We start from the raw sequence: 15,802 nt of genomic DNA on the forward strand, positions 1-15,802 counted from the left end.
CTAGAGGGATCGGGGCGCCCAGCGCTTGCAGGCAGTCTTTGCCCCATTTTCTAACCTTCATCCTCCAAGTATTCAACGGCGTCTTGAAGCTCCAGTACAGGAACGATCGCCATCGATGTGTCAATGTCCGCTGCGGCTTCCACTGCCATTTCATAGTCGGATGTATCACTTAAACCGGTGTCTTGTGGCGCAAAAAAGACATCAATGCCCGCATTATCCGCGGCCACCACTTTTTGGCCAACACCGCCGATACGCCCCACGTTCCCTTCCTCATCTATCGAGCCGGTGCCGGCAATGTTCAAACCATACGTTAAATCCTCTTCGACCAGTTGATTATACATTTCGAGGGCAAACATTAACCCCGCCGATGGTCCGCCGATATCGCCGGTTTCCATGGTTACATCGGGTTCAAACTCCCGTTGATTGACGGGAAATTCAATCCCGAGTCCAACCGTCGGTTCATTTGCATGATTCATCTCTTCCGGAAACTCCACCATCTCTACATCCAACTCCATGGCACTGCCTTCCCGATTAACACTCAACTGTGCATAATCTCCCGCTTCTTTTTCCGCCAGTGACTCGTTCAATTCGTCAATATTGCCTATGGTTTCACCTTCAACGGCAGTAATAACATCCCCGGATTCCAGCTCCTCTTCGGCACCCATTCCGTCCACAAACTGTGTGACGAGCACCCCATTTTCATGCACTTCAGCCCCGGCTGCTTCATAAGCCGCGATTGTAGCCGCGTGCTGGGATTGTTGCATCGCGTGCAATTGCCGGTTATGGTAGTCATCATCCGTTTCCCCTTCCATGCGAACTGCCTCTTCAGGTGTTAGTACCCGGTACGGACTTAAAAATGACCACGCATAAAGAATCAGGTTGGCTTGGCTTTGCCGAATCGTTGTTAAGTAAAATTCCCCTTCTTCTCCAGTCCCATCTTCTACCGTAATGAATTCATTCAATCCTACGGCATCTCCTGGTTGAGAATAATAATATGGCATCGGAATTTGATAGACCAACAATAAAACGATCACGAGCCCTGCAATCAACCATGTTCTTGAAAACCTTCGCTCTTTCCTTTCCTCACTCACGATCTTTTCCCCTTCCATGCCTCAATCTTTTCCCGGATTTGCGGCAGCTGGCGCAATGCTTCTTCCCGTCCTTGTTGAATGAGCGATTCCGTATCATCAAAGACAATCGCATTATTCCCCTGGATGATCGGTTTCATAAGAATATCCGCGTTAATTTTTTTGGCTTTGACGAGTTCCCGAGCCATAATTTCCATGCTTTGCATAATGACATCATAAATCGACGACGTCGATGGACTTTCGGGAAAATAAGAAACATCGACCGCGATAACGAGATCTGCCCCCATGTCGGTTGTAATTTTTGCCGGAACGCGATCGATCACTCCTCCGTCTACGAGCAGATAATCATCGTATCGGACCGGGACGAAAATGCCGGGGATGGAAATGCTGGCTCTCAAGGCTTTCGCGATAGAGCCCTCCGTAAAAAGAACCCTCTCCCCACTGTTCAGATCTGTCGTGACCACAGTAACGGGCGTATCCAGGTTTTCCAGCATTTCCCCTTTCGTCAACATATAAAATAATTCTTCCAAACGTTTGCCGCTCACAAGTCCCATTTTCGGGACCGTGAAATCAATATAATATTTTCTGCGAAACAGACTTGCCAATTGTTTTAAATCATCAGCGGTTCGCCCAAGAGCGGCTAATGTTCCAATAACCGCCCCCACGCTGCTTCCGGCGATAAAATCGATCGGAATGCCTTCTTCCTCAAGCACCTCCAACACTCCGATATGCGCGAATCCGCGAGAGCCTCCTGAACCTAGCGCGAGGCCGACGGACGGTTGATCGTTCAAAATGGTCTCCTCCTTGAATCGAGGTGTTGCTTTGTGACTCCATACTTAAATGGTCTAAATTGAAACGTTCTCTCGTATTGTAGTAATGAAGAACCTGTCCCATCACCGGAAGGAGAAAAAAGATGACACGTTCCCACTGGCAGTCCCTATTGCTGGGCATAAGCGCGGTAATTCTTGCAACTTCCCTTATGGTCTTTCCACAAGAGGCTTTTGATGCATCCTTACGAGGCCTTTCCATCTGGTGGGATGTCGTCTTTCCTTCTTTGCTTCCTTTTTTTATTATATCAGAATTACTGATTTCGTTTGGAGTCGTAAGCTTTCTCGGCGCATTTATGGAACCATTTATGCGCCCGCTATTTAAAGTTCCCGGGACCGGGGGATTTGTGTGGGCCATGGGGATCGCGAGCGGCTACCCTGCCGGTGCCAAAATGACTACGCGATTATGGAAAGATAAACGGATCACGACCATCGAAGCCGAACGGCTTGTTTCTTTTACGAACGCTTCGAACCCGTTGTTTTTATTTGGGGCCATTGCCGTCGGTTTTTTTCATGATCCCGCCCTTGGCATCCTGCTAGCTGTTGCGCATTATGGAGCAAATTTTTTCGTAGGGATTATCATGCGATTCCATGGAAAGGAGGAGGCTTCTTCACGCTCAAAAAAAAAGCTCGCCCTCCCTTCCGTGAAAGCGGCTTTTCAAATGCTTCACGAGGAACGATTGCGCGATGATCGGCCGATCGGGAAAATATTAGGCGACGCGGTCCAATCTTCTGTGCAAACGCTGCTCATGATCGGCGGTTTTATCATTTTGTTCTCGGTGATCAATGAAATTTTGTCACTCCTTAACGTAACCGCCGTCCTCGCCATGATCGTCGGCGTGATCTTGGCTGTCTTTCAGTTTTCATCCGAACTTAGCGTACCGATGATCTCCGGTTTGTTTGAAATGACCCTCGGCAGCCAACTGGCGAGCCTTACCGATGCACCGCTGAAACAAAAGATCATCATTACGAGCTTCATGCTTGCATTTGCCGGTTTTTCCGCGCAGGCACAAGCAGGGAGTTTAATGGCAGAAACCGATATAAGGTTTCGTCCTTTCTTCATTGCCCGTTGTTTACAAGGAGTCATTGCCGCTATTCTCACCTACTTATGCTGGAATGCATTATACCGGCCTGATGGCATCGCCGTTTTCACGGGGTGGGGCCATCCAACGGTTATCCGGGAAATATGGGAGATGTTCCTTTTGGGCTCCCCCTACTTCACACTTGGAATGTTGGTGATATCCATCTGTATTTTTCATAAGCGAAGAATGAAGGCATCCATTTAAGGCACGTTATACCTCTGTTTTAATGCATCTTCGACGTGCGAAGGCACCAGTCCATTTACATCGCCTTTATTTTTCGCCACTTCTTTTACAATGCTAGAGCTTAAGTATGAATACTGGTTATTTGTCATCATGAAAAAGGTTTCGATGTCCTTGTCCATCTTTCGGTTAATGGACGTCGATTGCATTTCGTATTCAAAGTCGGTGACCGCCCGCAATCCGCGCACAATCACATTTGCATTTTTCGAACGCACATAATTAACCAAAAGTCCGTCAAAAGAATCCACTTCGACGTTGGGATAATCCCGGAAAGATTCTTGCAATAATTCCACTCGCTCTTCAATATTAAAGAGCGGGGTTTTGTTTCTATTAATCAGCACGGCGACAATCACTTTATCAAATATTTTTGTGCTTCGTTCAATGATGTCAAGATGTCCGTTTGTCACCGGATCAAAACTGCCCGGGGCCACTGCTATTGTTGTCATCCTTGTTCGTTCCTTTCCATGTTTGGAGTGGTAAAAATACTGATTTGCGTATCTCCGAAGGTTTTCGTTCGGGATTTTGAAAAATTGCCGATCTCCTGAGCCAGATTCAAAGAGGAAGCATGTTCCGCAACAATAACCGTTTCGGGAGTGACGATCTCCAAGTCTTGGATAAGCGTAATGTCCCTTTCAAGTTGCTGCTGCTTATAAGGCGGATCCAAGAGAATGAGCGAACATTTTCTCTTTTCATGGAGAAGCTTCTTTGCCATTCGCACGGCCCCTTGCTTGTAGATGTGGGCCTGGCCTTCAAAATGGCACTTTCTTGCATTTTCCCGGATAACCTTGATGGCAGCACCGGAAGTATCGGAAAAATACATCTCATCGATCCCGCGGCTGAGCGCTTCCATTCCCAGCGCCCCGCTCCCTGCGTATAAGTCAACGCCCGTCCCGCCTTGAAAATAAGGACCGATCATTTGAAAAAGCGCTTCTTTTACGCGGTCGGAAGTTGGGCGCGTTTCTGACCCCGGGACAGCTTTAAGCCGTATTCCTTTTCTGCTCCCTGCAATGATACGCATCACTTCGCCGCCTTTCCTTATTCGATTCCATCCTACCATATTCGACAAACAGGTGTCAGAGGCAAAAGGACAGTGAAAATTATCGGGGCGAACGGCAACATGTATGCCATCTGTGTCTCGGAAACTTCGGCTAAATCGAGATTTAATATTTTCTTCGGATGTCTGTGTATATTTCCTATCGGACGGGGCTAGACTATGGATAGCAACATGATCCCATGTTGCAGATAACCGCGGAGAACGCTTACATTTCCCCATAAGCGCTTCCTCCGGTTTCTCCTCTCCCATTGCCTGTAATGTTTACAACAGGCGCCGCGTACCGGATTGGTGCGCGGTTTTTTATTTTCTCTCCCCCTGTACCGCCACAAAAACAAAGCCCGGCGAGGATTTATTCGCCAGGCCTTATGCCAACCTATACGTGAACATTGTCAGCCTTTGTTTGAGATACCTTGGAAGCACTCGGCTCCTTATTAAAATTCATATCCAACTGCGGCCGTTTCGACCACTCTACTTCGGTTACAAATGATAATCGTTCAATTTGTTCACTTAGATGCTTTGCTTCCTTCTGATCGCAATAAAGCATTGCGTACTTCATTTTCTTGGAGACATATTGCACATGCCCATACGTTCGAAGCTGGCGCACATGTTTCATGGACCGGAACCAAACGACCAAACCTTGGCGTTGTTCGTACATAGATCCTCTCTCCTCGGATCAAAAAATTCATGTTTCAACCGTAGTGTATCACGGGGATAGGGAATGGACAATATTTTCGTAAAATGACAACATACGTCGATAAGCATGATACCCGGATCGGCAAGCGCCGGGCGCACAGCGTCGCCATGAAACATCGATCCATCCATTCGCACATAAAATCTCCTTGCAATCCGCCGAGGAACATGATATATTAGCAACAATTTCATAAATACAAATGCACGATGCAGGCGGGCGCTAGAAAATCCGTCTTGCAGCACCCAGATATACGAATAAGCGCTGAAAGGAAATAGTAAAGGACCGTCATGCACCAGAGAGCGAATGGCTGGCTGAAACATTCGCGCCACTGACGCCTTGAACCCATCCCGGAGCTGTCAGGACCCCAACCTGACCGTTTATGCTTTGCGATAGAAAGCGTTGAGTGGAGATCCCGTCCGGGATTTCAACGAAGGTGGTACCGCGGAACCTCTTTTCCGTCCTTTTCCGAAGGGCGAAAAGAGGTTTTTTTAGTTTTGGGAGGGTGTAGACATTGGAACGTAAACGAATGGTCGTCAAAATCGGGAGCAGTTCGCTCGCCAATCGCGAGGGTGGCATTGCCATTGACCGGCTCGAGCGGTTTAGCCAAGCGATTTCCCATCTCCACAATCAAGGCCATGAACTTATTTTGATCACGTCGGGAGCGGTGGCTGCCGGCTTTCAACGCGTCGGTTACGCCACTAGGCCGGTCACGACGGAAAAAAAACAAGCAGCGGCCGCAGTCGGGCAAGGATTGCTCATGGAAGCCTATCAACACGCTTTTATGAAAGACGGTATTACAGTGGGTCAACTGTTGCTGACCCGGGAAAGCTTTCAGGAAGAGCATCAATACAACAACGCCTATGCAACGTTGCAAGAATTGCTCAAACGCCGCATCCTGCCCATCATTAATGAAAATGACTCCATTGCCGTGGAAGAGTTGACGTTTGGGGACAATGATTGGCTGGCAAGTTTGGTGGCCGGACTGCTCAGAGCCGATGCACTCGCGTTGCTCACGGATGTCAACGGCGTGTACGACCGGCACCCTCATCATCCGGATGCCCATAAAAAAGAAACCATCGGCAACATCACAGCGGATATGCTGACGCAAGCAGACAGTCACCGCTCCACGTTGGGAAGCGGAGGCATGCGGGCGAAACTGGAGGCGGCACGAAATGCACAAACCTTCGGCATTCAAACGTTCATCGGAAAAGGCGATGATCCGCGAGGGCTGCAAGCAATCATGGAAGAAAACGGCGACGGCACCTATGTATACGCCAAACCGAACCATCTATGGCCAAAAGAAAAACAGTGGGTCGGCATTTATTCCCCCGTGGAAGGAGAGCTCGTCATCGACGAAGGCGCCAAAGAAGCCCTTCTCTATGGCGGAAAAAGTTTGCTTTCCGTTGGCGTCCGCGAGGTGCAAGGGACTTTTGCAAAAGGCTCCGTCATCGCTGTCTTTGACGAAGAGAATGAACCGGTCGGCAAAGGGCGTGCCACGATAGCTGCGGACGAAATGCGCAACCGGCTCTCAGAACAACCGGCTGTCACATATATTCACCGGGACCATTGGGTAAGTACTTCAAAAGGGAGTGTTTTCAGTGACTGAAGTGAAACAACTGGCGCAAGAAGCCAAAACAGCAAGCCAAGCTTTGGGGTTAAGTACAACATCGGAAAAAAACGAAGCACTGCAAGCGATGGCACGCGAAGTAATAAACAGGGAAAAAGACATCCTCGCCGCCAATGACAAAGACGTCGCGGCAGGAAAACAAAAGGGATTGTCCGACTATTTACTCGATCGTTTGCGGCTAAGTCCCGAACGGTTGCAGTCGATGAGCAAAGGGCTGCAAGCACTCATGGAGCTGCCGGATCCGCTGGCGGTTGAACCGGAAACATGGACACGTCAAGACGGACTCGTCATCGAAAACCGGCGCGTTCCCCTCGGGGTGATCGCCATGGTTTATGAAGCCAGGCCCAATGTTACGGTCGACGCTGCCGGGCTTTGTTTAAAAGCTGGGAATGCGGCTCTTTTACGGGGTAGCTCGTCAGCCGTTCATTCAAACGAGGCGCTTGTGGGCGCGATGAAAGCCGGATTAAAGGCTCGCGGGTTGCCGGAAACGTTGGTGCAGCTCGTGAACCCCGAAAATCGCGATACCGTCCGGGAACTGGGACAAATGCGCGGCCTTGTCGACGTCATCATTCCACGCGGAGGCGCCGGGCTTATTCAGACGGTGCTCGAACAATCCTCCGTGCCGGTAATCGAAACCGGCATCGGCAATTGCCATGTATACATCGAGGCTTCCGCCAAAAAAGAGATGGCCATCTCCATTGCTGTTGATGCAAAAACCGATCGGCCTTCGGTTTGCAACGCCGCAGAAACCATTCTCGTCGATGAACAATGGGCGACTGCCAACGGGAGTGCGCTCATTGAAGCTTTGCTCGCCGAAGGGGTTGCCATTAGAGGCGATGAAAACATCCAGCGCCTGCATGACGACGTGAAACAAGCCAGTGAGGAAGATTGGGCGACCGAGTACCTCGCGCCCGTCGTTGCCCTCGGAACTGTTCCGGACACAGAGGCGGCAATTGCCCATGTTCGCCAGTTCGGGACGACCCACTCCGAAGCGATTGTCACGGAAAACGAAGACAAAGCTCGCGCGTTTCAGAATCAAATCGATGCGTCCAGCATTTACCACAATGCATCCACCCGCTTTACCGATGGCGCGGAATTTGGTTTCGGAGCGGAAATCGGGATCAGCACCCAAAAATTGCACGCGCGCGGCCCTTTGGGACTGGGCGCTCTCACTACCAATAAATATGTCATATCGGGACACGGACATGTGAAAGGAGGAACAGCGCAATGACGCTGGCCGATCAAGCGATCACTTTTATCGGTGCCGGAGCTATGACCGAAGCAATCGTCTCAGGACTGCTCGCGAACAATCGCGTAAACAGCGGACAAATCACCGTCATGAATAAAAACAACGGCGAGCGGCTCGAGGAATTGCGAAACAGCTATCACATTCAAACGACGTCGAACAAACAAGATGCCGTTGAACGCAGCAGTTTACTGATCCTCGCGATGAAACCGAAAGACGTGAATGAAGCACTCGAACGCCTGCAACCGTTTATCCGTGATGATCACACCATTTTCTCCGTATTGGCAGGTACGACGACGGGCTATATTTCCTCGCTTATCGAGGCTGAGTGCCCGGTCATACGGATCATGCCGAACACGTCGGCAAGCGTCGGCGCTTCCGCGAGCGCCATAAGCGGTGGGCAATTCGCCACCGCCAAAGATGTTGATTTGGCCGCGTCCCTCTTTTCTTCCATCGGATCGGCCACCATCGTCCCAGAAGAAAAAATGGACAGTGTGACCGGCATCTCCGGGAGCGGTCCGGCTTATTTTTACTACCTCCTTGAAGGGTTGCAAACAGCTGCCGTTGAAGCAGGATTGAAGGAAGAGGATGCGAAGGCGCTGTTGATTCAAACGATGCAAGGCGCTGCCGAACGTTGGTCGCAAACGTCCGAATCGCTCCAATCGCTGTATGAAGAAGTGATGAGCCCCGGGGGGACGACCGAAGCGGCCTTCTCCGTCCTTCAGGAACAAAAGGTGCAGGAACACGTGACCGAGGGTGCGAAAGCTGCCATCGACCAGTCCGCGAGACTCGGAAAAGTAAAGAAGCATGTATAAATGGACCCTGAACCTCTATCGGGGTTCTTTTTTTTATGGCCCTTCTGAGTCACGGGACGTACTATTATGTCTGTGTCGAAAAACTTGATATAATGATTGGTGTTGTAGCCGAAGCTGATCATGTTGGAGGTCGAATGAGAGCATGACCGAGGAAAACAAGCCGGAATGGCGCAGACGCCTCGCTTTTCTGACGGAACACCGCTATTTTACAATCGTCATCATGGCGTTGATTTTTATCAATGCTGTGGTGGTCGGGATGGAAACCTATCCTGAACTTTATGGCCGTTATCCTGAATGGTTTCAGTTTGCCGATCGCCTGTTGTTGTGGCTTTTCACCATTGAAATAGCTTTGCGCATGGTCGCGGCCAAACCGTTTTATCATTTTTTTCACAGCGGTTGGAACTGGTTTGACTTTTTAATCATTGCCGCCGGGCACTTGTTTGCCGGCGCGCATTTTGTCACCGTATTACGGGTGCTTCGGGTGTTGCGAGTGTTACGGGCAATCACGGTCATCCCTTCCCTGCGCCGGCTCGTCGATGCGCTTTTGCGTACGATTCCTTCCTTGTTTAATATTTTATTCTTGATGGGGCTCGTCTTTTACATATTCGCGGTCATCGGAACGATGTTGTTTGCCACCGTCTCCCCCGAGTATTTCGGTAATTTGCAACGTTCCGTTTTGACGTTGTTTCAGATCGTGACCCTCGATAATTGGACGGAATCCGTCATGCGGCCGATCATGGATGCGGAGCCGCTGAGTTGGATCTATTTCGTTTCGTTTGTGCTTGTCGGCACCTTTATCATCTTTAATCTATTCATCGGTGTCATTGTCAATAATGTGGAACGCGCCGATGAAGAAGAGGCGCCTCCTGCCAAAAAACGGGATGTAGAGGCTTTGCAGTCGGAAATCAGAGAACTTAAAGAGATGCTGGAGAAGCGTGAATAAAACTGCGGCGGGCTGTTCTGACACGAACAAACCCGCCGCAAACTTTTGATCAGTCATTGAGCTGTTTTGCATAAAACTCATCATAAATCGCTTTGATCGCCTCATCCCCGACGCGTTCTTTTACGGCAAATGCGAGGGATACTTCCGAAGGCCCTTGGTTGATCATTTCAATGTTAATGCCGACTTTCGACAGTGCCTTCGTCGCCTGGGCCGCTATACCGACGGTTTCCTTCATGCCTTCGCCGACGAGCATAAGCATGGTAAAACCGTGTTCGATATATGCGTCATCCACATCCATTTCTGTCTGGATCCGTGTGAGCAGCCGGTTCTCACTGTCCAAGGAAAACTCCGATGTGCGCAGGACGACGGACGTGTCGTCGATGCCTGAAGGCAGATGTTCATAGGAAATGCCCTCATCTTCCACCATTTCCAACAATCGGCGCCCGAAACCTACTTCCCGATTCATCAAATACTTACGAACGTAAATAATGCTAAAACCACTATCGGCGGCAATCCCGGTAATCGGATAAAGATCGTGTGCCTCTGATTTTTCCGCTGTAATTAATGTTCCTTTTCCTTCCGGATTGTTCGTATTTTTCACTTTAACGGGGATGCCGTGCCGAAAAGCAGGGATCAAGGCCACATCGTGAAACACTGCGAATCCGGCATACGAAAGTTCACGCATTTCCCGGTACGTCATGCGCTGAATTTCTTCGGGATTATCTATCACTTTCGGATTGGCGACGCAAACCGAATCGACATCCGTGAAGTTCTCGTACAGTTCTGCGTTCACCCCGGCAGCCACAATTGCCCCGGTTATATCTGAACCACCACGGGGGAATGTAACCAGCTGGCCGTCTTTTTTATAACCGAAAAAGCCCGGAAAGACAAGGATTTCTTTCCTATCTTTTAATTCTGCCAGCGATTCGTAAGCGTCATCCAGCACTTGGGCGTTACCGGCTTCGCCGCTAACGAGAAGACCGGCCTCCCGAGGGTTCATATAACTGGCTTTCATGCCTGTATGATGAAAATACGCCGCGATTAGCTTCGCGTTATTATCTTCTCCCGCCGCTTTTATCTGATCCATAAAGACCCCTTCGTCTTCAACGCTAAAAGCGGCACGCGCTTGCAAATCCGCCTCAATGTTTTCCATAACCGTTTTTTCAACCCCGAGCTCTTGTGCAATCGTACGATAGCGCTCGACGACTTGCGCCAAGACATCTTCGACCGACTCGCCTTTGATTCGTTTTTCTCCCAAAGTAATCAGCATATCCGTTACTTTCAAATCACTATCGTCCCGTTTTCCCGGCGCGGAAACGACCACGATTCTGCGCTCGGGATCGGCCGAGATAATGTTTGCCAATTGTTCAATTTGATTTCCGCTTGCTACTGATGTGCCACCAAACTTGGAGACTTTCATAAGCTGTTAAAACGCTCCCTTGTTTTATTTCATTTGTAAAAAATACCTTTAATACTTTTATGCTTACAAGTTTAAGCATTTTGCCCTTCTTGCAACATATCTTCTTCCGACCACTTCTGATCAACAATGCCGATCGTTTTCAGCATCGCTATAAATAACGGGACACCGGACTCCTGATAATATTCACCCGAACAACCGGATTCCGGTTCATAGTCGAGAGAAAGCGCGTGCCCGTAAGTCGTTTCTTGCAAATAGTTTGTGACTTCAGCGTCATCGATACAAGACGGCGAGACATACTCTTGCGTAGAATGATCAAGGATCGTCCTTGTATCCGACGGAGCCCCAACGTCGACAGGAATGACAAAACCGCCGACGAGCAATGCCAGCAACGTAAGAAGCAGTCCAAAGACGAGCTTCCGATCTTTCTTAATCATACTTTTCCCTTCGCCTTTCGGTTTGAAAATCCAATCACCTCAACTGGCGGATTTCCTTATGTGGGGATTATACGTCATTATTATACGTGGATTTAAGCGTGCGGTCTAGGGGGAGGGGATGATTAAGCCCATTTGCTTGACAAAACGGTTAATCACTTCTACGATAAATATGAAAAAGTATGGTGCATTAACAGAAATGAACAAAAGAAAAAAGACAGCCTTGAGATGGCGATATGCTTATCGGCTTAATCTTCCCTTTCGACAGAAGGTTCATTTTATGGGGGCAGGGAGACGATGACAATCGATACTTTAAAAAAGAGCCAATTAATGAGCAAAGAAATCAGTGATTTGATCATTTCCCACGAAAAAGTTGCCCATGTGCAGCTTCAAAACCCACTCGATCATGCGTTGTTAATTTTAATTAAATCCGGTTACACGGCCATTCCGGTCCTGGACAACGATTACAAAGTTCGCGGGCAGATCAGCAAAAACGAGATTCTTGACTCTATTCTCGGCCTAGAGCGCTTGGAAATCGAGCGGCTTCACGACATTACCGTTGAAACGGTCATGAATAAAAAAATTCCGCGTTTAAAAACAGACGCCACTTTTTTAAAAGCGCTAACAACTTCCATTAACCACCCTTTTATCTGTATCGAAGACGAAAAAGCAGCTTTTGTCGGAATTTTAACAAGAAGGTCGATTCTCGCCTTGGTCCACCGATATTTTCAGTAATGATAAAAAACCCGCTTACAATCACGTAAGCGGGTTTTTTATCGCGTCAGCAACTGCAACTTCCTCCGCTTCCGCAGCCACCGCTGCAAGAGGAGTTGTCAAAGTATGGATTTCCGGAGGGCACTTTAATATTGGGAGAAACGGATGCAGCCAATGCCTCACTGACCTCTGTCAGTAACTTTTCCAAGCTTCGTTCTGCCTTTTTATACGCACTCACGCTTTCATGGAGATCCATTTCCCGCTTTGCGATTCGCAAAGCCTTTGTTACCTCGCTATAGTCCGGATGAAATTTGCCAAAGCGCTGTACTTCATCAAATTTTTCTTTATGTTGATTGAAGTCTTCGATCAGCCTTTTCGCTTCTTCATCTTCCAGCATGATTTGGCGTGCCTCAAAATAATGGTGATATATATCGGAAGAGCGGATCATCCCGGATAATTCATCGGATGCGTCCAAGAGCTCTATTGGGGTTGACACTACAGTTTGCAACGTTAACACCTCCGCATTGCCATTGTAACAGATTTAAGCTTCATTTGTTTACTCGGAAATTGCCAGAACCTGAAAAAATGATAAAACAAAAACTTTATTAAACCCCTGCAGACGAATTAATCGTTTTTTGAGGGACAATTTCCTCTTGATCGTACCCCTCGATGCAGATTAACCGCATGTTGAGGGACAATTTCCCCTTGATCGTACCTCTCGATGCAGATCAACCGCATGTTGAGGGACAATCCCTCCTTTATCGTACCCCTCGGGTTGCGCGTTGGCATCCATTGGCGAAATATCCAGATATATCACTCGGGAATCGTAATGGAAAAGGTTTCTTTTAGCCCGAGCGCACGGTCATTTTCATCGTAAGCTTCCAATTCAATCGTATGTTCTCCCTGTTCAAGCCCTTTTATGATAAATGCAGCTTGGTGGATGTCCTTTTCATCCTTGCCGTTTATTCTTAATTTTAGATATCCTTGTATATCTTTATCTTGGTGTTGATTCGCATAAAAACTAAACGCGGGGATGTAACTTTCCACATACACATTTCCCTCGTTCACGACATGCTTCACATCAAAAGTTTTCTCGGTATCTTGTTGATCCGCTTGCATGACCGGTACCGGTTCGATTTCCACTTCAGGCCCAGCAAACACAGGCTGCAACGCTGAATTTGCCACCATCAACACCATCGCGATTGCTACGATTCCTTTGCCCAACTTAAAAACCTCCTTTCGCGTAGTATGCAAAAAGGAGGTGCATATTATCCGATTATCGTTTTAACAGGTTCAGCAGCTGAATCGTCATCCCTAAGCCCTGATTCATCCGGGAAACACGCTGGGGCCAAGTCTGGCCGTTAAAATAACGCGCTTCTTTTTCCATTTCCTCCAAACGTTCAGGGCGCCTGGCCAATATTCGATACCAATAAGGCTCTGCCCGTAAATACCGCTTCAAATCCGGCCTTACAGAAAAATACTCCATTAAATCGGCACGCATCATCGCATCCTCCCCTTTTTAGAAGTAAAACGGAGAAAGCGAGACGATGATGCATCGTCCCACCTCTTCCTCATTAAAACCCTCTGAACGAAAAAGGATTCTCTTGTCGATCATCGCGCGATTGATTGGGATTAGACTGAAATTGATTCAGTAACTCTTGGACGTTTCCCATCACTCCGCTAAATTGGGATAAATGATTTTGCAAATCGTTCACGTTCATTTGCCCCAATGTTTTCAAGATCGAACTCACGGTTTGATTTGAATTTAACAAGCCTTGAGCGGATGAAGGAAAGATAGAAGACGATTCCGAATCCGAAGGATTGGCTTCATTCGGGTTATGATCGTATATGCCCCAATATTGGTCGTCATCCCCCAAAATAACCCAATCCTGATATAATCCATTCCAGGTTGCTCTCCCAGACCGAACTTCCTGGACAAGTTTCGGATGCTGCTTCACGAAAGCCTTGAAATCACGCAACGAGGGATCCATTTGCGCCTTTTTTTCCACCGGCATCTCCTCCTTAACGCTCCCGGCTTCTCCATCCGGAAGGATGGATCTTTACTAATCACGATACGCATGCCTACCCGTGTACGTTCGCCCAATCTTGCGCATTGCATATTTACTGATTTCATAATAAGATAAGAAGAGATAGAGTTTCTGAGGAGGTAAAACGTTGAAGCTGACAGATTTTCATTTTCCTGACAAAGAAGTCGGATTCGGTCCATTATTAGATGTCATGAGAGACCATGGGTTTATTTTCGGAGAGCAATGGGATTACGAACGGGCCACCTTTGATTTTAAAATGCCGGATGAAAGCGATCCCGGAACGTTTTATCTGCGTGTGCCTGTTTTCACCGTTAACGGAGATATCCCTCATGATGAAACACTTGTAAAATTAATGACACCCATGTTGGGGCGCCATTATTATCCACACGGAGTCGAATATGGCGAAGAGGAAGGTTTTCCGGACAAGATCATCAACCGAAGCAAACAAAAACTATCCGCCATCGACGAAGCGTTGAATGGATAACAAAACAAAAGGAGGACTCCCATTCAGAACGAGGGAGTCCTCCTTTCTTTTGCCCAAATTGCTACGCGTAGTAAGGCGATATCAAGATATAAATGAGAACGCCGGTAATGCTTACATACAACCACAACGGCATCGTCCAGCGAACAATTTTACGATGCTTACGCAATTGGTTCGTAAATCCCCAGATTACGGACAACAACGCGAGAGGCACAATGAGTGCAGCAAGCGGGATATGTGTGAACAGGATGAAATAATAAATGCCTGCCATAATTCCTTCACCGCCATAGGTTGTCGCGTCTGTCATCGCATGGTGGGTCAAGTACGTAACAAGAAAAAGGGTCGTCGTTGTTAACGCCGCATAAATAAAACGGCGATGAGCCTTTACATTTTTTTTCAGAATAGCATAAAGGGCGGCCAATAAAAAAACCGTTGTGAAACTGTTGTAAATGGCGTTTAACATCGGCAGCAACGTAACATCAAAAGAAGCTGAAGATGCGGCCCCATCCATCAAAAAAACAACGGCAATTAACCCGTTGATGACGATCGTCAACGTGACAACGAGGGGAATATAATTTTTTCCTTTCATTTGTGATTCTGTTGATTGATCCATCGGTCAACCTCCTTGCCCATCATTATACTAAAGATGGAGTAAAAGCTCCAAACTTGCCTGTTGACGATCTTCTGACATTCCGTCGATGAAAAAATCGAGCTAACCCACGGCTAGCCCGATTCACCTCTGCTATTTAATACTTCACGACACCAAGCAACATGATAAGAGCAACGATCATCGGCGCTGCCAGAACAAGTCCGGAAATCATAAAAGAATTCGGCCAGCCATGATCTTTATCTTTCAGATGCATGAAATAATATAGCTGTAAAATCAATTGAACAAACGCAAGCAAAAGAATAAACGGAGTCGTGAATATGGGCGGCAAGCCTTCGGCACCAACCGCCAAGAAGGCCAGTATCGTAAGCCCGATCATAAAGGCAAACGCAATGATTTGTGTGCGTTGTTCCCGATTGATCTTCCGTTTTTCTTCACTATTCATTGCACTATCTTCAAAGGATTGATCCAAGTGTTCAGCCATATAC

The 15,802-nt window shown here is 47.9% G+C and carries 21 protein-coding genes and 1 other annotated feature; of the genes, 7 read left to right on the forward strand and 14 right to left on the reverse strand.

Features of this window, described 5'->3' with window-relative positions; translation table 11 throughout:
* Window positions 1–50 precede the first annotated feature (50 nt).
* Window positions 51–1,091: a YlbL family protein gene (locus EPH95_RS05005; protein ID WP_227004053.1), complete on the reverse strand. Its 1,041-nt coding sequence runs from the start codon at window positions 1,089–1,091 to the stop codon at window positions 51–53.
* Window positions 1,088–1,879: a patatin-like phospholipase family protein gene (locus tag EPH95_RS05010; RefSeq protein ID WP_142087869.1), complete on the reverse strand. Its 792-nt coding sequence runs from the start codon at window positions 1,877–1,879 to the stop codon at window positions 1,088–1,090. Before EPH95_RS05010 ends, EPH95_RS05005 begins: the two co-directional genes overlap by 4 nt.
* A gap of 122 nt (window positions 1,880–2,001) precedes the next feature.
* Here EPH95_RS05010 and ylbJ point away from each other — a divergent pair, with 122 nt between their 5' ends.
* Window positions 2,002–3,201: a sporulation integral membrane protein YlbJ gene (gene ylbJ, locus EPH95_RS05015; protein ID WP_142087871.1), complete on the forward strand. Its 1,200-nt coding sequence runs from the start codon at window positions 2,002–2,004 to the stop codon at window positions 3,199–3,201.
* Here ylbJ and coaD read toward each other — a convergent pair.
* The 4 genes from coaD to EPH95_RS18655 all read right to left on the reverse strand — a co-directional run bounded on the left by coaD (window position 3,198) and on the right by EPH95_RS18655 (window position 5,119).
* Window positions 3,198–3,683, reverse strand: coding sequence for a pantetheine-phosphate adenylyltransferase (coaD, locus tag EPH95_RS05020; protein ID WP_142087873.1), 486 nt, complete (start codon window positions 3,681–3,683; stop codon window positions 3,198–3,200). The two genes, ylbJ and coaD, sit on opposite strands and share 4 nt — an antisense overlap.
* Window positions 3,680–4,294, reverse strand: a complete 615-nt coding sequence (gene rsmD / locus EPH95_RS05025) for a 16S rRNA (guanine(966)-N(2))-methyltransferase RsmD (protein ID WP_227004120.1) — start codon at window positions 4,292–4,294, stop codon at window positions 3,680–3,682. The genes coaD and rsmD overlap by 4 nt, the downstream gene beginning before the upstream one ends.
* A 370-nt stretch (window positions 4,295–4,664) precedes the next feature.
* Window positions 4,665–4,946, reverse strand: a complete 282-nt coding sequence (locus EPH95_RS05030) for a YlbG family protein (RefSeq protein WP_142087877.1) — start codon at window positions 4,944–4,946, stop codon at window positions 4,665–4,667.
* A complete protein-coding gene (locus EPH95_RS18655; protein WP_160141617.1) occupies window positions 4,901–5,119 on the reverse strand; it encodes a hypothetical protein in 219 nt (72 codons plus the stop codon). Before EPH95_RS18655 ends, EPH95_RS05030 begins: the two co-directional genes overlap by 46 nt.
* A 115-nt stretch (window positions 5,120–5,234) precedes the next feature.
* Window positions 5,235–5,448: a binding site (T-box leader), on the forward strand.
* 45 nt (window positions 5,449–5,493) lie between these two features.
* On the opposite strand from EPH95_RS18655, the gene proB reads away from it, so the two are divergent.
* From proB to EPH95_RS05050, 4 genes are all read left to right on the forward strand, one after another.
* Window positions 5,494–6,588 carry a glutamate 5-kinase gene (proB, locus tag EPH95_RS05035; protein ID WP_142087879.1) on the forward strand — a complete coding sequence of 365 codons (1,095 nt, stop codon included), beginning with the start codon at window positions 5,494–5,496 and terminating at the stop codon, window positions 6,586–6,588.
* Window positions 6,581–7,840, forward strand: coding sequence for a glutamate-5-semialdehyde dehydrogenase (locus EPH95_RS05040; RefSeq protein ID WP_142087880.1), 1,260 nt, complete (start codon window positions 6,581–6,583; stop codon window positions 7,838–7,840). The genes proB and EPH95_RS05040 overlap by 8 nt, the downstream gene beginning before the upstream one ends.
* Entirely contained in the window at window positions 7,837–8,670 is an 834-nt protein-coding gene (proC, locus tag EPH95_RS05045) for a pyrroline-5-carboxylate reductase (protein ID WP_142087881.1), read from the forward strand. Before EPH95_RS05040 ends, proC begins: the two co-directional genes overlap by 4 nt.
* Window positions 8,671–8,812: 142 nt before the next feature.
* A complete protein-coding gene (locus EPH95_RS05050) occupies window positions 8,813–9,613 on the forward strand; it encodes an ion transporter (protein WP_142087883.1) in 801 nt (266 codons plus the stop codon).
* Between the two features lie 49 nt (window positions 9,614–9,662).
* On the opposite strand, the gene EPH95_RS05055 is transcribed toward EPH95_RS05050, so the two are convergent.
* Both EPH95_RS05055 and EPH95_RS05060 read right to left on the reverse strand, forming a co-directional pair.
* On the reverse strand, window positions 9,663–11,033 hold the full coding sequence (locus EPH95_RS05055) for an aspartate kinase (protein WP_142087884.1): 1,371 nt from the start codon (window positions 11,031–11,033) through the stop codon (window positions 9,663–9,665).
* 71 nt (window positions 11,034–11,104) lie between these two features.
* Entirely contained in the window at window positions 11,105–11,467 is a 363-nt protein-coding gene (locus tag EPH95_RS05060; RefSeq protein ID WP_142087886.1) for a hypothetical protein, read from the reverse strand.
* Between the two features lie 294 nt (window positions 11,468–11,761).
* Between EPH95_RS05060 and cbpB the strand changes: the two genes are divergently transcribed.
* Window positions 11,762–12,199 carry a cyclic-di-AMP-binding protein CbpB gene (gene cbpB, locus EPH95_RS05065; protein WP_142087888.1) on the forward strand — a complete coding sequence of 146 codons (438 nt, stop codon included), beginning with the start codon at window positions 11,762–11,764 and terminating at the stop codon, window positions 12,197–12,199.
* A gap of 46 nt (window positions 12,200–12,245) precedes the next feature.
* Here cbpB and EPH95_RS05070 read toward each other — a convergent pair whose 3' ends face one another.
* The 4 genes from EPH95_RS05070 to ylbD form a co-directional block, all read right to left on the reverse strand.
* A complete protein-coding gene (locus tag EPH95_RS05070; protein WP_319592820.1) occupies window positions 12,246–12,695 on the reverse strand; it encodes a YlbF/YmcA family competence regulator in 450 nt (149 codons plus the stop codon).
* Window positions 12,696–12,991: 296 nt separating this feature from the next.
* Window positions 12,992–13,402, reverse strand: a complete 411-nt coding sequence (locus EPH95_RS05075; protein ID WP_142087891.1) for a hypothetical protein — start codon at window positions 13,400–13,402, stop codon at window positions 12,992–12,994.
* A 52-nt stretch (window positions 13,403–13,454) separates the two neighbouring features.
* A complete protein-coding gene (locus EPH95_RS05080) occupies window positions 13,455–13,682 on the reverse strand; it encodes a YlbE-like family protein (protein WP_142087892.1) in 228 nt (75 codons plus the stop codon).
* Window positions 13,683–13,752: 70 nt separating this feature from the next.
* On the reverse strand, window positions 13,753–14,187 hold the full coding sequence (gene ylbD / locus EPH95_RS05085) for a spore coat protein YlbD (RefSeq protein WP_160141618.1): 435 nt from the start codon (window positions 14,185–14,187) through the stop codon (window positions 13,753–13,755).
* 166 nt (window positions 14,188–14,353) lie between these two features.
* Here ylbD and EPH95_RS05090 point away from each other — a divergent pair, with 166 nt between their 5' ends.
* Window positions 14,354–14,710 carry a YugN family protein gene (locus tag EPH95_RS05090; RefSeq protein ID WP_142087896.1) on the forward strand — a complete coding sequence of 119 codons (357 nt, stop codon included), beginning with the start codon at window positions 14,354–14,356 and terminating at the stop codon, window positions 14,708–14,710.
* A gap of 61 nt (window positions 14,711–14,771) precedes the next feature.
* Here the strand turns inward: EPH95_RS05090 and EPH95_RS05095 are convergent, their stop codons facing one another.
* A complete protein-coding gene (locus EPH95_RS05095) occupies window positions 14,772–15,320 on the reverse strand; it encodes a DUF420 domain-containing protein (protein WP_142087898.1) in 549 nt (182 codons plus the stop codon).
* 133 nt (window positions 15,321–15,453) lie between these two features.
* The gene (locus EPH95_RS05100; protein WP_142087899.1) at window positions 15,454–15,798 is read right to left on the reverse strand and encodes a cytochrome C oxidase subunit IV family protein; all 345 of its coding nucleotides are present in this window, start codon (window positions 15,796–15,798) and stop codon (window positions 15,454–15,456) included.
* Window positions 15,799–15,802 lie beyond the last annotated feature (4 nt).

It is taken from the genome of Salicibibacter halophilus, from assembly GCF_006740705.1.
Classification (GTDB): domain Bacteria; phylum Bacillota; class Bacilli; order Bacillales; family Marinococcaceae; genus Salicibibacter; species Salicibibacter halophilus.

Coding starts and splice junctions, on each gene's coding strand:
- EPH95_RS05050 (WP_142087883.1), top strand. CDS start 8,813: ATGACCGAGGAAAACAAGCCGGAATGGCGCAGACGCCTCGCTTTTCTG.
- EPH95_RS05055 (WP_142087884.1), bottom strand. CDS start 11,033: ATGAAAGTCTCCAAGTTTGGTGGCACATCAGTAGCAAGCGGAAATCAA.
- EPH95_RS05080 (WP_142087892.1), bottom strand. CDS start 13,682: ATGATGCGTGCCGATTTAATGGAGTATTTTTCTGTAAGGCCGGATTTG.
- coaD (WP_142087873.1), bottom strand. CDS start 3,683: ATGACAACAATAGCAGTGGCCCCGGGCAGTTTTGATCCGGTGACAAAC.
- cbpB (WP_142087888.1), top strand. CDS start 11,762: ATGACAATCGATACTTTAAAAAAGAGCCAATTAATGAGCAAAGAAATC.
- EPH95_RS05095 (WP_142087898.1), bottom strand. CDS start 15,320: ATGGATCAATCAACAGAATCACAAATGAAAGGAAAAAATTATATTCCC.
- proC (WP_142087881.1), top strand. CDS start 7,837: ATGACGCTGGCCGATCAAGCGATCACTTTTATCGGTGCCGGAGCTATG.
- EPH95_RS05100 (WP_142087899.1), bottom strand. CDS start 15,798: ATGGCTGAACACTTGGATCAATCCTTTGAAGATAGTGCAATGAATAGT.
- rsmD (WP_227004120.1), bottom strand. CDS start 4,294: ATGGTAGGATGGAATCGAATAAGGAAAGGCGGCGAAGTGATGCGTATC.
- ylbJ (WP_142087871.1), top strand. CDS start 2,002: ATGACACGTTCCCACTGGCAGTCCCTATTGCTGGGCATAAGCGCGGTA.
- EPH95_RS05030 (WP_142087877.1), bottom strand. CDS start 4,946: ATGTACGAACAACGCCAAGGTTTGGTCGTTTGGTTCCGGTCCATGAAA.
- EPH95_RS05060 (WP_142087886.1), bottom strand. CDS start 11,467: ATGATTAAGAAAGATCGGAAGCTCGTCTTTGGACTGCTTCTTACGTTG.